General features: G+C 62.0%; 19 protein-coding genes. 10 read left to right on the top strand and 9 right to left on the bottom strand.

What is annotated here, in order from left to right; all coding sequences use genetic code 11:
* Positions 1-57 precede the first annotated feature (57 nt).
* Positions 58-969 (top strand): NAD-dependent epimerase/dehydratase family protein, encoded by a 912-nt coding sequence (locus tag AB3Y40_RS00950; protein ID WP_369436934.1) that lies wholly within the window; start codon positions 58-60, stop codon positions 967-969.
* Here the strand turns inward: AB3Y40_RS00950 and AB3Y40_RS00945 are convergent.
* From AB3Y40_RS00945 to leuC, 7 genes are all read right to left on the bottom strand, one after another.
* Positions 904-1,896 (bottom strand): endonuclease/exonuclease/phosphatase family protein, encoded by a 993-nt coding sequence (locus tag AB3Y40_RS00945; RefSeq protein ID WP_369436933.1) that lies wholly within the window; start codon positions 1,894-1,896, stop codon positions 904-906. The genes AB3Y40_RS00950 and AB3Y40_RS00945 overlap by 66 nt on opposite strands.
* A 17-nt stretch (positions 1,897-1,913) precedes the next feature.
* Positions 1,914-2,693 (bottom strand): hypothetical protein, encoded by a 780-nt coding sequence (locus tag AB3Y40_RS00940; protein WP_369436932.1) that lies wholly within the window; start codon positions 2,691-2,693, stop codon positions 1,914-1,916.
* Between the two features lie 388 nt (positions 2,694-3,081).
* Positions 3,082-3,687 (bottom strand): 3-isopropylmalate dehydratase small subunit, encoded by a 606-nt coding sequence (gene leuD / locus AB3Y40_RS00935; protein ID WP_369436931.1) that lies wholly within the window; start codon positions 3,685-3,687, stop codon positions 3,082-3,084.
* A gap of 126 nt (positions 3,688-3,813) precedes the next feature.
* Positions 3,814-4,272 (bottom strand): hypothetical protein, encoded by a 459-nt coding sequence (locus AB3Y40_RS00930; RefSeq protein ID WP_369436930.1) that lies wholly within the window; start codon positions 4,270-4,272, stop codon positions 3,814-3,816.
* Positions 4,269-4,754 carry a hypothetical protein gene (locus tag AB3Y40_RS00925; protein ID WP_369436929.1) on the bottom strand — a complete coding sequence of 162 codons (486 nt, stop codon included), beginning with the start codon at positions 4,752-4,754 and terminating at the stop codon, positions 4,269-4,271. The genes AB3Y40_RS00930 and AB3Y40_RS00925 overlap by 4 nt, the downstream gene beginning before the upstream one ends.
* Positions 4,751-5,227 carry a hypothetical protein gene (locus AB3Y40_RS00920; RefSeq protein ID WP_369436928.1) on the bottom strand — a complete coding sequence of 159 codons (477 nt, stop codon included), beginning with the start codon at positions 5,225-5,227 and terminating at the stop codon, positions 4,751-4,753. The genes AB3Y40_RS00925 and AB3Y40_RS00920 overlap by 4 nt, the downstream gene beginning before the upstream one ends.
* Positions 5,228-5,236: 9 nt before the next feature.
* Positions 5,237-6,640: a 3-isopropylmalate dehydratase large subunit gene (leuC, locus tag AB3Y40_RS00915; protein WP_369436927.1), complete on the bottom strand. Its 1,404-nt coding sequence runs from the start codon at positions 6,638-6,640 to the stop codon at positions 5,237-5,239.
* 278 nt (positions 6,641-6,918) lie between these two features.
* Between leuC and AB3Y40_RS00910 the strand changes: the two genes are divergently transcribed.
* The 6 genes from AB3Y40_RS00910 to AB3Y40_RS00885 all read left to right on the top strand — a co-directional run bounded on the left by AB3Y40_RS00910 (position 6,919) and on the right by AB3Y40_RS00885 (position 11,182).
* The gene (locus tag AB3Y40_RS00910) at positions 6,919-7,152 is read left to right on the top strand and encodes a hypothetical protein (RefSeq protein ID WP_369436926.1); all 234 of its coding nucleotides are present in this window, start codon (positions 6,919-6,921) and stop codon (positions 7,150-7,152) included.
* The gene (locus tag AB3Y40_RS00905) at positions 7,149-8,135 is read left to right on the top strand and encodes a LuxR C-terminal-related transcriptional regulator (RefSeq protein WP_369436925.1); all 987 of its coding nucleotides are present in this window, start codon (positions 7,149-7,151) and stop codon (positions 8,133-8,135) included. Before AB3Y40_RS00910 ends, AB3Y40_RS00905 begins: the two co-directional genes overlap by 4 nt.
* 58 nt (positions 8,136-8,193) lie before the next feature.
* Entirely contained in the window at positions 8,194-8,820 is a 627-nt protein-coding gene (locus AB3Y40_RS00900) for an SOUL family heme-binding protein (RefSeq protein WP_369436924.1), read from the top strand.
* Between the two features lie 230 nt (positions 8,821-9,050).
* A complete protein-coding gene (locus AB3Y40_RS00895) occupies positions 9,051-9,443 on the top strand; it encodes a hypothetical protein (protein WP_369436923.1) in 393 nt (130 codons plus the stop codon).
* Between the two features lie 109 nt (positions 9,444-9,552).
* The gene (locus tag AB3Y40_RS00890) at positions 9,553-10,932 is read left to right on the top strand and encodes a mechanosensitive ion channel family protein (protein ID WP_369436922.1); all 1,380 of its coding nucleotides are present in this window, start codon (positions 9,553-9,555) and stop codon (positions 10,930-10,932) included.
* Complete coding sequence (locus tag AB3Y40_RS00885) at positions 10,925-11,182, top strand: MBL fold metallo-hydrolase (RefSeq protein ID WP_369436921.1); 258 nt, start codon at positions 10,925-10,927, stop codon at positions 11,180-11,182. Before AB3Y40_RS00890 ends, AB3Y40_RS00885 begins: the two co-directional genes overlap by 8 nt.
* On the opposite strand, the gene AB3Y40_RS00880 is transcribed toward AB3Y40_RS00885, so the two are convergent.
* Together AB3Y40_RS00880 and AB3Y40_RS00875 are read right to left on the bottom strand one after the other, a co-directional pair.
* Positions 11,179-11,382, bottom strand: coding sequence for a helix-turn-helix domain-containing protein (locus AB3Y40_RS00880; RefSeq protein WP_369436920.1), 204 nt, complete (start codon positions 11,380-11,382; stop codon positions 11,179-11,181). The two genes, AB3Y40_RS00885 and AB3Y40_RS00880, sit on opposite strands and share 4 nt — an antisense overlap.
* Complete coding sequence (locus tag AB3Y40_RS00875) at positions 11,382-11,912, bottom strand: hypothetical protein (protein ID WP_369436919.1); 531 nt, start codon at positions 11,910-11,912, stop codon at positions 11,382-11,384. The genes AB3Y40_RS00880 and AB3Y40_RS00875 overlap by 1 nt, the downstream gene beginning before the upstream one ends.
* A gap of 70 nt (positions 11,913-11,982) precedes the next feature.
* On the opposite strand from AB3Y40_RS00875, the gene AB3Y40_RS00870 reads away from it, so the two are divergent.
* The 3 genes from AB3Y40_RS00870 (at position 11,983) to rlmH (ending at position 13,519) form a co-directional block, all read left to right on the top strand.
* Positions 11,983-12,519: a hypothetical protein gene (locus AB3Y40_RS00870; protein ID WP_369436918.1), complete on the top strand. Its 537-nt coding sequence runs from the start codon at positions 11,983-11,985 to the stop codon at positions 12,517-12,519.
* A 164-nt stretch (positions 12,520-12,683) separates the two neighbouring features.
* Entirely contained in the window at positions 12,684-13,049 is a 366-nt protein-coding gene (gene rsfS / locus AB3Y40_RS00865) for a ribosome silencing factor (protein ID WP_369436917.1), read from the top strand.
* Positions 13,049-13,519 carry a 23S rRNA (pseudouridine(1915)-N(3))-methyltransferase RlmH gene (gene rlmH, locus AB3Y40_RS00860; protein ID WP_369436916.1) on the top strand — a complete coding sequence of 157 codons (471 nt, stop codon included), beginning with the start codon at positions 13,049-13,051 and terminating at the stop codon, positions 13,517-13,519. Before rsfS ends, rlmH begins: the two co-directional genes overlap by 1 nt.
* Positions 13,520-13,600 lie beyond the last annotated feature (81 nt).

Genomic DNA, 13,600 nt, shown 5'->3' with positions numbered 1-13,600 from the left:
GCAATTCCATTCATTTTCGGCAATAGCCATATTTGGATCAACACGAAAGGAAAGCACATGACACAAACAGTTTTGATCCTCGGCGCCAGCGGCAAGATCGGCTCTCATGCCGCAGATACCTTTTTGAATGCGGGCTGGCAGGTCCGCCGCTATGACCGCGCCACCGGTGATATGACCGCCGCCGCGATGGGCGCGGACGTGATTGTCAACGGGCTGAACCCGCCTGCCTATCAGAATTGGGCGGTCACGATCCCCGCCATCACCCAGCAGGTTATCGCCGCCGCCAAGGCCAGCGGGGCAACGGTGATCATCCCCGGCAACATCTACAACTATGGCGACCAGCCCGGTGTTCTGTCGGAAAACACGCCGCAAACACCCAACACCCGCAAAGGCAAGATCCGGGTTGAGATGGAACAGGCGTACCGTGCCTCCGGTGTGCGCACAATCGTGCTGCGGGCCGGCAACTTCATCGACCCCAACGGCAATGGCGACGCCATGTCGATGATGCTGCTGCGAGCGATAAAACAGGGCAAGGTTACTGCGATGGGCGACCCGGACGTGATGCAAACCTACGCCTATGTGCCCGATTGGGCGCGGGCGGCGCAGATGCTCGCCGACAAGCGCGACACGCTGCCCACCTTTGCCGACATTCCCTTCCCCGGCCATGCGTTTAGCACCACGCAATTGCGCGACGCGATTGCCCAGGCCACCGGACGGCGCATTACCATGACCCACTTCCCGTGGTGGCTGATGACCGCTCTGGCCCCGGTCTGGACACTAGCGCGGGAGTTGCGCGAGATGCGCTATCTGTTTGAGATGCCGCACACGCTGTCTGCTGACCGCTTTGATACGGTCCTGCCGGACTTTGCACCGACGCCGCTGGAACAGGTCATGCTCTGCGGGCTACCGGCTGACATCTACCCAGACCAACCGATGCGGCCCGGCCAGAAGACCATCCTCGCCAAGTAAGCTGGCCTCATCCGGTGCGGGCCAATAGACGCCCGCGCCCTTCACATCCCAAGTGGCGGCGGGCAACACATAGCTGACCCGCAGATTGCCCGGCGCCCCGTCCCGCCAATCGGCGGTGTCCAGCGCCGGGTCGCCATTGTGGTCGGGGTCAGCCGCCAGATCGCCACCCTTGCTGCGCGGCTGCGGGTCTTGCAGGCGCGGATCGTTCAGAAAATCCACCATCGCCGTGCTGTACCCCTGCCCGTCCACCGGGTCCAAATTGGCATTGCCCAGCACCACAAAGTTTTCGGGCGCATCCTGATCCAGCACCCATGACCACAACCGCAACTCATCGCGATTGCGCAGCCCGTTGCGATCCTCTGGCCCATCAAACACGGGCGGCGACGCAGAATAGGCCATCAGGTTCACCGCACCACCCGGTGCCGCGACCGGCACCACCCAATGACCACCGTGTGACAGCCGCTGGATCGCATGCACCTCGTCAGGCCACCCCTCGGGCAGGGTTGCGCCCGGCAGGTCCTGCCACAACATCGCGGAATAATCCGTGACCTCGCCAATCGGCCAGCGGCTTAGCACCGCCATCCCGCCATCCCCGCGAAACCGGCCGTAACCCTGCGCATCGCGTGGCTCTCCCAGCTTGCCGTTCTGATCCAGGTCCTGATCGGTCATCAGCCCGGTATTGGGTGGATTGGCAAACCAATGGGCGTATCCTGCGCGCGCGGCAAAGGCCGCAAGCGCGCGGCCTTCCATATCGTGATCAAAATCCGTCAGCAGCAGAATATCCGGCCCGATTTCGGCGATAATCGCCAGCACCGCGTCGATCTGGTCATCCTCGCGCCCCAGATCGCGCAACAACAGCCCCGGCCCATCACGGGACAACGGGGCTGCAAAGGTGGCAATGCGAAGCGTATCAGCCGCGGCAGGCATCGCCGCCAAAGCGGCAATCAGGCCGGCAGCATGCCTTCGGCCACGGCCTTGGCATAAGCTTTCTTGCGCTGTTTGTAGATCATCTGCGCCACCCGGCTCAGGGCCACACCGCGCATCAGCAAAGAGGCAGGCAGGAACGCCCATGCCGTAATCGTCCAAATCAGGGTCTGCGGGTCATTCAATGACACCGGCGTGACAAAAAGCGAGATCAGCTTGATCGCCGCGGGAATAATGAATGGCAGCAGAAATCCTAAGATAAGGTTAACCTGACTGTCCCGGTTGAGGCGCGCCACCACGTCTCCGCCGACTGTCGGGTCAAACGTGGGCAGGTTCACCCAGACGTTGAAGGTGCCATTTCGCTTAGGCCAGCGTTTCATCCGCAGCATGACAATGAAGATCGTGATCGAGATCAGCGAGATCAGATAACTGATGCCTGCCGCCGTGCGAATGTTGTTGAGCACCTCAAGGCTGGTGCCCTGCGGCATCATCAACACAGTCAGGCGCACCGGCGAATAAGGAAAATCGGTCGAGGCCCCGATGCGATCACCCAGCACATGCACCAACCTGCTAAAGCTGCCCACGTCCTCGTTCCCGCGCAGGATCAGCGACAGGACCAGCACGGTGACAAATAGCGCTGTAAAGCGCAGGCGGTTAAACGGCGGAGCATCGCGGAATTCAATGATACTGGGCGAGGCGGCGCTATATTCCACAAGCGTGAAAAGGGCCGCAAAGATCGCGACCAGCGCCACAATCTGCGGACCATCGGTGCCACCGACCGGCAAGATCAATGACGGCATTGCAACCAGCAACACCACAAGCATCGCGCGCGAAACCGCGCCTGGCAGTCTGGAAAACACTGCGTTCTTACCCTCATTCCGGCCGGATGCGATACGATGCCGCGTCCTTGTTCCGTTCTGATCCTGCGTTTGCGGCGCAGGGTGCCTCATTCTTGTCATAATTTTGCCCACATTCAGAAAGCCCTGCAAGTCACGGTTAACAATGACGAAATGAGTGGGGCTCTTTTGCGGTGGGGGTGGTGCGGAAAGGCAACCATTTTGCGACAGACCTGTGGCGATCTTGTTGCGGGCCCGAAATGTAGGGGGTCTGGCGGGCAGCGCACACAAGTCGCGGGCCCATATTGTTTCGCCCCACGCGACGGAAGACCCGCCGCGCAGGGCTTTGTCATCAGACCCAGGGACGTGCCTGGCTGGCCTGTTCTTCAAACGTCGCGATGCTGCCGGCCTTTTCCATGGTCAGGCCAATGTCGTCCAACCCGTTCAAAAGGCAGTGCTTCTTGAAGGAATCCACTTCAAACGCGATCTCGCCGCCATCAGGGCCGCTGATGGTCTGGTTTTCCAGATCAACGGTGATCACCGCATTGGCGCCACGCTCGGCGTCGTCCATCAGTTTGTCCACGTCTTCCTGAGGCAGCGCGATTGGCAGGATGCCGTTCTTAAAGCAGTTGTTGTAAAAGATGTCGGCAAAGCTTGGCGCGATCACGCAGCGAATGCCAAAGTCCTTGATCGCCCAAGGCGCATGTTCCCGGCTGGACCCGCAGCCAAAGTTCTCGCCCGCAACCAAAATCTCGGCGCTGCGATACTGCGGCTTGTTCAGCACGAAATCAGGGATTTCCTTGCCGTCGTCGTCATAACGCATCTCGTCAAACAGGTTCACCCCAAGGCCCGACCGCTTAATCGTCTTGAGAAACTGCTTGGGGATGATCATGTCGGTGTCGATGTTCACAAGCGGCATCGGCGCTGCAATCCCGCTGAGGGTAGTGAATTTGTCCATGTTAATGAACTCCTAATTTCGGCCTACCAGATGTAGACGGGTTAACGGGAAATGACGGGATGCACATGGCATGCACATTCCATACAGATGTCGGATGTCTAAAAGTCTGAAGCGGCGCTTGCGGCATCATGCAACGGCCCCCTTGGCCGCAAAGTAATCCGCGGCCAGCCGCTGCAGATGAGCCATCATCGTGGACATCGGCGCGTGGTCATCACCGCGCAGTTGCCGTGCTGCCTCCGACCGCTGCCGGGCCGCCTTGCGCGCGGCGCGCAGGCTGATCGCCTCGCTGGTCATCACGCGGCTACTCGCCCAACGCCCACCAAAGGTGGTGCCTTGCAACGGCCCCAGCACGCCGCGCTGGGACAAATCATGCATCAACGCCTCTGCACTTTCGGCCGAAACGTTCAGCGCCCGCGCCAACCCCCAGACGCTGAAGACCGCGCGCGATTGCGCGTGGATGATCGCGGCATGCACTGCAGCCGCTGAATAGGGTGCAACCTTGGCGGTTTTGGCCATCGCAGGTGCGGGCAGGAAAGGTGTCGCCGCCGCAGCCCCAAAAAGGCCCAAAAACTTGCGTCGCTTCATACTGCACCTCCCATCGCAGCACCGGCGCAGCGCGGGCTAAGCGTCAGGCCGTAGTCCACGCACATCCGGTGCAAATGCGCCATCATGGCAGAGCTTTCGGGCGCATCGCCGCGCGCCTCTGCCAACCGCTTTTGTCGCGCCCGCGCGCGGGCCTGTCGCGCAGTGCGTTCCAGCCCCCATGCATCCGGCGTCAGGATATTGCTGACCGCGCGCACATGCCCGCCCGCAGCCCCAAGGACGGGACGCACCATGCCCTTGGCCGACATCTCGCCGATCATCGCCTCGGCCTGTGGCACGGTCACCTTCAGGCAGTAGGCAAGGCCCCGTGCGCTGACATGGGCGCGGGTGCGCGCGTGAAACACCGCCAGCCCAAAGGTGTAGCGGTTATAGGTCGCAGCCGTCGCCACTGTGCCGCCCATCGCAGGCATTATAGGGGCCGCAATTGCAGCACCAAACATCCCAAGGAACCCGCGCCGCTTCATGCGAAACACCGGGGGCTCAACGTCATGCCGCGCTGACTGCAGATGTCCTGCACATGCGCCAGCCAAGGTGCAACCTTGGCCCGCGCGGGCTGCACGTCCGGCTCTTGGGCCTCAGCCGCGCGCTTCTGCGTGGCCGCCGCCTGTCGTTCCTGCGCCGTGCGAGCAATGCCCCAGGGATCATTGGTCAAAATCCGGCTTGCTGCGCGCGCAGCACCCGACCGGGACGGCCCGATCAGCTTGACCTTGCCTTCGGACGCCAGCCATTTGATCATCGCCTCGGCCTGTTCCGCCGTCAGCTTGCCGTGCTTTGACAGGCCTGCCGTGCTGATCACCGGAAACTTCTGCGCATGGGCCACGGCCACGTCAAACGCGGACTTTGACAGGCCCGCCGCGGGGGCCGCAGCCCCTGCCGCTGGCAGCATCGGCGCACCCATCGCCGCGCCAAGCATCGCCAAAAATCCGCGTCGCCGCATCGTCATGCCTTACATCATCTCCCGCACGTCGGTCAGCTTGCCGGTGATCGCGGCAGCGGCAGCCATTTGCGGTGACATCAGGTGGGTGCGTCCGCCCCGGCCCTGACGGCCCTCAAAGTTGCGGTTGCTGGTCGCCGCACAACGCTCGCCCGGGGCCAGCTGATCGGGGTTCATCGCCAGACACATAGAGCACCCTGCAAGACGCCATTCGAACCCGGCCTCTTTGAAGATGTCGGCAAGACCTTCTTCTTCGGCCTGTGCCCGCACAAGGCCTGATCCGGGTACGACCATCGCGCGTTTCACGGCGATCTTCTTGCCCTTCAGGATTTCAGCCGCAGCGCGCAGATCCTCGATCCGACCATTGGTGCAGGACCCGATAAAGACCGTGTCGATGGCGATATCGCTCAGCGGAGTACCGGGGGCGAGGTCCATATAGTCAAGGCTGCGCTGCGCGGCCCCAACCTTGCCGCCTTCGAAATCATCCGCCGCTGGCACGGCTGCAGTGATCGGCAGCACATCCTCGGGCGAGGTGCCCCATGTGACCACCGGGGCGATGTCTTCGCCTTTGAGCGTGATCACCGCGTCCCAATGGGCGTCGTCGTCAGAATACAGCGTCTTCCACCAGTCCATCGCTGCTTCCCATTGCGCGCCTTTGGGGGCGTGCGGACGACCTTTGCAGTAGTCAAAGGTCTTCTGATCCGGGGCGATCAGGCCTGCGCGTGCGCCGCCCTCGATGGCCATGTTGCAGACGGTCATGCGGCCTTCCATCGACAGATCGCGAATGGCCTCACCACAATACTCGATGACATAGCCGGTGCCGCCTGCGGTGCCGGTGGCGCCGATAACGGACAGCGTGATGTCCTTGGCGGTCACACCGGGGCGCAGTTTGCCGGTGATCTCGACCTTCATGTTCTTGGACTTCTTCTGGATCAGGGTTTGCGTGGCCAGCACATGTTCCACCTCTGACGTGCCGATGCCGTGGGCCAGTGCGCCGAATGCCCCGTGGGTGGCAGTGTGGCTGTCGCCGCAAACCACGGTCATGCCCGGCAGGGTCCAGCCCTGTTCAGGGCCAACGATATGCACGATGCCCTGACGCACGTCCGAGACGGGGTAATAGTGGATGCCGAAATCCCGCGCGTTCTTGTCAAGTGCGGCGACCTGAATGGCGCTGTCTTCGGTCATGTTTTTGGGATCTTCGCGGCCCGGCGTGGTCGGTACGTTGTGATCCGGCACCGCGATGGTCTTATCCGGCGCGTGGACCTGACGGCCCGCCATGCGCAGCCCTTCAAACGCCTGCGGGCTGGTCACTTCGTGCACCAGATGCCGGTCGATATACAGCAAACAAGTGCCATCCTCGGCCTCATGCGCCACATGGGCATCCCAGATTTTATCGTAGAGTGTCTTGGGGGACATCGGTCCTCTCCCGTTGATTATGTGTGGAATTGCGTCGTGATGGGGGTCAGACGGCCAAGGGCCGGGTGGTCATAGATGCGCCAGAATGGTGCAGCTTGCACCGTAAAAGCGCCACGGCAGGCGGGCGCGATCATCCATGTCAAAAACCATGTTCATATGCCTGATCTATGCGTTTGCGCGTCCCGGCGCAAGGCAGGAAAGGCCTTTGCGCCTGCCGCCGGGCGTGTCCACCAGCGGTGGGACAGATGGCGCAGGCGGCCTAGGGCAAGGTGGTTCTCATGAAGAATGGAGGACCAAACTTGACCTATTTCGAACACAAGATGCGCCAGCGGCTGGTCGATCAAAGCGGCGCGATCGACCGGGGGCAGGAAGAAGAGCTGTTTTATGCTAGTTACGGGGCGGGCACGGCTTTCTTCGCGAATCTGTGGGGCTGGCTGGCCCGCCGGACCAAGGCACCCGCCCGCCCGCGCCCGCAGGTGGCACGGCTTCACGCAAAAAGGGCCACCGGATGAAAGATGACACCGTCGCCACGGACCAAGGGATCACCGCCGACACGCAGGCCATCGAGAACCTGCTGACGCGCGAAATCAATGCGTTCTTCGCGCTCGACTACGATGCATGGGCCGATTGCTACCTGCACAGCGACCGGCTCCGGTCGACCATGATGAGCCATGAACTGGGGCTGGATGTGCGGATCGGCTGGCAAGCCCATGCAGAAGGCACGCGGCTGCACTTTGAAGGTACACCGCCCGGCGATGCGCAGTGGGAAAAGCAGACCGATCAGATCGTTGTGCGTGGCGACATGGCCTGGGTGACCTGCCGGGCGCGCACCAACACCGCGTTGTGCATGATGGGCGAGACCTATGAAACATGGGTGCTGGAACGCCATGACGGCGCGTGGAAGATCGCTTGCGTCAACGTCATGGCCGCCCGGTCCAACCGGCACGAGGTGGACGGTATCGCTGTTGATGCCGAAGGCCGGGTTGTGGGGCTGAACGCACGCGCCAGTGCCCGGCTGCAGCAGCACCCCGCCTTCACCATCCGTGACGGCCGCCTGCGGGCCACGGATGCCGACACCGACCGCGCACTGCAGGCCGCGATTGGCCGCGCCGGTGCCCTGCACGGCTTTTTCGAACAGGCAGCCTATGCCGAGATGGAAGGCCAGCGCTTTGCCTATCCGATCGTGATCGCGGGCGACGATGATAGCGGCCACGCGGTGATCATGCTGACCGTGCAGGATCGCCTGACCTATCTGGACATTGGCGCAAGTCAGGCGACGATGGCGCGTGTCGACGTGGCAGCCACAGTTTTCGCCCTGTCCGAGGCACAGCATAGGGTGGCCGCTGGCATCGTCGCGGGGCAAAGCCTGCCCGAGATCGCGGCCGCCCTGCAGATCAGCCCGGCCACCGCCAAGACCCACCTGCAACGGGTTTACCTCAAGACCGGCGCCAGCACGATGACCGCATTGGTGCGGACCTTGCTGAGTATCGGATAGCCGGCCAGTCATCCGATCGCATGTTTGCTGCGTAAAAACAGCAAAGGAGACCGGACAGTTGTCACTCTTCAAACGCGCGGCCTTTGGGGCTGCCATCGCTGCCACGCCGCTTGCGGCGGTGGCAGACACCTACGGCAAATACCAATCGCCGCCTTATCAGGTCGACGCGGTTCTGAACGCGGTTGAGCTGCGCAGCTACGCGCCGCATATCCTGGCAGAGGTCACCGTGCAGGGCGACCGCAGCGCTGCGCTGAACGCAGGCTTTCGGGTGCTGGCAGGCTATATCTTTGGCGGCAACACTGCACAGGCCAGCGTGGCGATGACCTCGCCCGTGGCGCAAAGCCAGACCATCGACATGACATCGCCCGTTGCGCAATCAGGATCGGGGGATCAATGGGTGGTCAGCTTCATGATGCCGCGCGACTGGACCATCGACAGCCTGCCGCGCCCCAACACCCCCGCGATCCGCTTTGTGCAAACCCAGCCGGAACAACGTGCCGTGCTGCGTTTCAGCGGGCGCGCGACCACGGCGGCGCTCGCGCGGGCAGAGACAACCCTGCGCGACACGCTGGCGCAAAACAGGATCGCGGTCAGCGGCCCGGCGGCGTTCTACTATTATGATGACCCGATGACCTTACCGTGGAACCGCCGGAATGAGGTGGCGCTGACGCTCAGTGGCAACTGACCCTGCCTCACAGGTTCCATGTGACCCCGGTGTCCGCACACACCTGCCCCAAAACCTGCAGCAACGAAATCTTAACAGTGATTTGGTGAAACCTGAACAGTGGCAACCACGATGCCACACCCCGACCTCTGCCAAAAAACTGCCATTTTCTATGCCTATGACCCCTGTTAAATTTTCTGCAACGCGCCACTATCCCCCGATGGTGCGCGCCCCGCACGATGGAGAATGCGATGTGTAGTTTTTGCGGTGGACGTCTCAGAGGCAGCGACATTGACCGGCTCAAGGAAGAACTGCCGCCCACGGCGGTCGAAATCGGCACCGCATATATGGCGGCGGTCGTCAGCTCTGGCGCGTCAGAACTCCGCGATGTGCAGCCCGCGCAAGACACCAGCTTTACCTTCCCGCTGGAACAAGACGCTGCCCGGACGACAACCGCAGCCGACGCCTTTGTCTTTGCCGCCACACCCGGCGACGGCACCAGCGTTTCCGACTGGGTGGCCTACTACATGTCCGACGCGGCCCAGAATGACGCCGCAGCGCGCCTGCCGCAGTTTGACGGCATGCCGCGCAGCGAAGACCTGTCACAAACCGTGTATTTCTCGGCAGAGGATTGGGTGTCCTAAGCGCCGCGCGCGGACACCTCACCACCCCACCACCACTGCGATACACCCGGCGAGAACTTGATCGCCCGGCCCCGCCTGTGCCACGGTACGTGGCAAAGCAGGGCGGGCCATGGCAGAACACACCACGACACTTACCGACGATCTGGTCGAGGCTTTGCCCGAAGACGCCCCGATTGAGGAAATTCTTAACGTTGGCAGTGCGTTGTTCCAGCAGGCCGATACCTTTCTGAACTCACTCTTCCGGCCGTGGAACGCTTATCAGTTGGGCATCATCGTGGGGTTGTTCATTGCAGCCCACCTGCTACGCACGGTTTTTGCACCGCGCCTGCATAGCTGGATGCGCAGCCGCGAAGGCTGGCCCAAATGGCGCATCCGCTGGATGGTGGTGATCCACAAACGCCTGCGCGCGATCTTCTTTGTGGCGTTGATCTGGATCACCCTGTTGATCATGCGCGAGATCACATGGCCCAGTCGCAGCTATCTTGTCGGCATCGCCGCCAATCTGGCACTGGCCTGGCTGATCGTGGCCTTTACCACCCGGTTGATTGGCAACAATTTTCTGCGCGCCATCGTGCGGTACGGCGCGTGGACGTGGATCACCCTGCGCATCCTCAACCTGACGGGCGAGTTTGAGGCGCTGCTTGATTCCGTCGCGCTTGAAATCGGGGCGATGCGCATCTCGCTTTGGCTGATCCTGCAGGCGCTTTTGATCATTGGTGTGCTGTTCATGGCCGCGCGGTTTCTATCGCGTACCGCGACCAGCCGGATCAGGGACAACAAGGACATCAGCCCCTCGATGCAGGTGCTGGCGGTCAAGGCGCTGCAAATCACGCTTTATGGTGCTGCGTTCTTTCTGGGCCTCAAGGCAATCGGGATCGACCTGACCGGGCTTGCTGTGCTGTCCGGTGCGATTGGTGTGGGCCTTGGCTTTGGCCTGCAAAAGGTGGTGTCCAACCTTGTGTCGGGCGTCATCATCCTGCTCGACAAGTCGATCAAACCCGGCGACGTCATCAGCCTTGGGGACACCTTCGGCTGGATCAACAGCCTTGGCGCGCGCTATGTCTCGATCACCACCCGCGACGGGCGCGAATACCTGATCCCGAACGAGGATCTGATCACCGGACAGGTGGTCAACTGGTCGCATTCCAATGACTTCGTACGGCTCGATATCCACTTTGGCACCGCCTATCACGACAACCCGCACGAGGTGCGCCGCATCGCGATTGAAGCGGCACAAAGCGTGGATCGGGTGCTATCGACCCGGCCAACGGTCTGCCATATCGTCGGCTTCGGTGACAGTTCAGTCGACTACATTCTGCGGTTCTGGATTTCCGATCCCACCGGCGGGCTGACAAACATTCGTGGCAATGTCTATCTGGCCCTGTGGGACGCCTTTGCCGACCACGGCATTTCGATCCCCTTCCCGCAGCGCGAGGTCAAAGTGCTGGCAGGGTCCGAGGTGCAAGCAAGGACGCTTCCAAGTGATTAAGATCGCCGATGGGGTGCATCAGATCCCCGTCACGCCGTTTCAGACCATCAATTGCTATCTTGTGGATGATGTTCTGGTGGATGCCGGGCTGAAGGTGTCAGGGCGCAAGCTCTTGCGGGTTCTGCGCGACACGCCACTTCGCGCCCATGTGCTGACCCACGCCCACCCCGACCATCAAGGCGCCAGCCACCGCATCTGCGCCGACCACGCGATCCCGCTCTGGTGTCACGCGGATGGGTGGCCCCCCTAAGGAGCCGCCTCCAGCAGATCACCGGGCTGGCACTCCAGCACCTCGCAAATCTTCGCCAATGTCTCGAACCGGATGCCTTTGACCTTGCCTGACTTCAGCAGGCTGATGTTCTGTTCTGTGATCCCGACGGCGGCCGCCAGATCACGCGACTTCATCTTGCGCGTCGCCAGCATCACATCCAGCCGCACCACGATCTGCATCACACAAACGCCCGGTTTTCTTCGGCCGCATGCGCGGCCTGCCCCATCGCCCAGCCGATCAGCACCAAGAGGCCCGACACAAAGGCAAAGCCCAGCATGTCACTGCTCAGCCCGATGCTGACCTGCCGCGCGCCGGGTGCGGCGTTCCAGCTCAGCAGGACCGATTGCGCGGGCTGCACCACCAGCGGCACCAGTGCCAGCACCAAAAATCCCTGCCCGATCCGCCTGATCCGCGCGGCCGATCCTGCCGTCAGCGCCGCCCCTTTGGCAAAGGCCGCAAACAAAAGCTGCATCTGCCGAAACGTCCAGATCAGCACCGCGACCGGCAACAGGCCCACGGCCACCGACGCCCAAAGTTGTGCCGTGCTGACCTCTGGCGCGACGGGCAGGCCGGACGTCGTCGCAAGCAGTTCCGCCGTAACGGGCATCAGGATCAACGCCAATGCGATCCCGACGGGCAAGACCACCATCGCGGCCAGACACAACCAGGCCAGGACCGCCGCCAGGCGTGGAATGGATTCATTTGTCATGTAATTTTCACCTTTTCATTTCTATCTTTTATCGTAAAACAATAAAAATTAGATGTCAAAGGAGATTCTCATGCGTTCCCTGATCCTCAGCGCCTTCATCCTCTTGGGCCTTGCCCTACAAGGCTGCGGCAGCGTCAACCCGCTGACCGCCGCACGGCTGTCTGCCGTCTCACCGCTCAAGGTTGATCCGGCTGACCTTGCCGTGGCGATCCGCTTGCCGGATGGTGTTTCAATCCCGCCCGGTGCGGCGCGCATGGTAATGACAGCCCAGAACCAGACAACCGGCGAAACCCTGCAAGACCGCATCGTTCTGGCCGAAAGCGGCGGGCAAACCCGTCTGTACAACGTGGCCCCCTCTGATCACGCGAAACTGCGTGCTTTTCAGGCACAGGCCCTTTCCTGGGAAGAAACCGACCCCGACGCCAGCAATGGCAGCATGTCATTCGACATCAGCTTTTGTCGCACCGGCGATGGCCCGGCCCCTGATGCCACGACCGACATCGCGATCCGGCTGACGGCGGGCGGCCCGCTTTTGCCACTGATCACCGGCGCACCCCTGTCCGAGGTGGCAAGCGCCTCTGACATCGCAGCCATGCCCCCTTGCTGACGACGCCCCACGTCACCCCACCGTCTTCATTGAAATGACACGAAGGGCTTGTTAAGTTTGACCCATGCCTCGCGCCGGGGCATGGGCCGGCGCTATCTTTGGAGGACAATGCACTGTCTTTATCCACAACGGCAGACCCATCTGCCAAACGCACGGCCGCTGCAATGAGTGCTGTGCAAACGCCCACCAGCGAAAAGCTGTTGGCTGCCATCCTGAAATCGCTGGACGACGACAAGGCCGAGGATGTGGTGCAAGCCGATCTGCGCGGTAAATCCGAAATGGGTGACTATATGGTCATCGCTTCGGGCCGCTCGACCCGGCAAGTCTCGTCGATGGCCGAAAAGCTGGTCGACCGTGTCAAACAGACCTTTGGCGTGATTTCCAAGGTCGAGGGCAAAGACACCGGCGATTGGGTGCTGATCGACACCGGCGACGTGATCGTCCACATCTTCCGCCCCGAAGTGCGCGAGTTCTATCAGCTTGAAAAGATGTGGGTCCCGGGGGCCGCAGGCGCGCAACAGGCAACCTGATGCGCGTGCATCTCTGTGCAGTGGGCCGCCTGCGCGGCGGGCCCGAGGCTGCGCTTTTTGACGACTACCAAACCCGATTTGACCGCACGGGCCGGGCGCTGGCGCTTGGCCCGCTGTCCCTGTCCGAGGTTGAGGACAAGAAAGGCGGCGGCATGGCGGCAGAAGCCACGCTGCTGGGCCGAGCCCTGCCCAAAGGTGCTACGGTCTGTGTGCTGGACGAACGCGGCAAGGTGATGACCTCACCCGCCTTTGCCGACAAACTGGGCAGCTGGCGCGATCAGGGGGTCAGCGATCTGGCCTTTGTGATCGGCGGCGCCGACGGGATCGACCCTGCCTTGCGGGCCCGCGCCGATTTCGCGCTGTCCTTTGGTGCGATGGTCTGGCCGCATATGCTGGTGCGGGTGATGCTGGCCGAACAACTTTACCGGGCCGCCTCTATTCTGGCCGGATCACCCTATCATCGGGCGTAGGACGCCTCCGGCGGGCATATTTATGTTCAAAAGAAAGACCAAGGGCGGTTTTGTTGACCGGATGGTTGCGTTAGGTCAAAG

Origin of the sequence: Yoonia sp. R2331 (genome assembly GCF_041103235.1) — a bacterium.
In the GTDB taxonomy this organism is placed as follows: Bacteria; Pseudomonadota; Alphaproteobacteria; order Rhodobacterales; family Rhodobacteraceae; genus CANMYO01.
The sequence above is the reverse complement of the archived record's forward strand: the minus strand, read 5'-3'. Positions and strand labels throughout refer to the sequence as shown.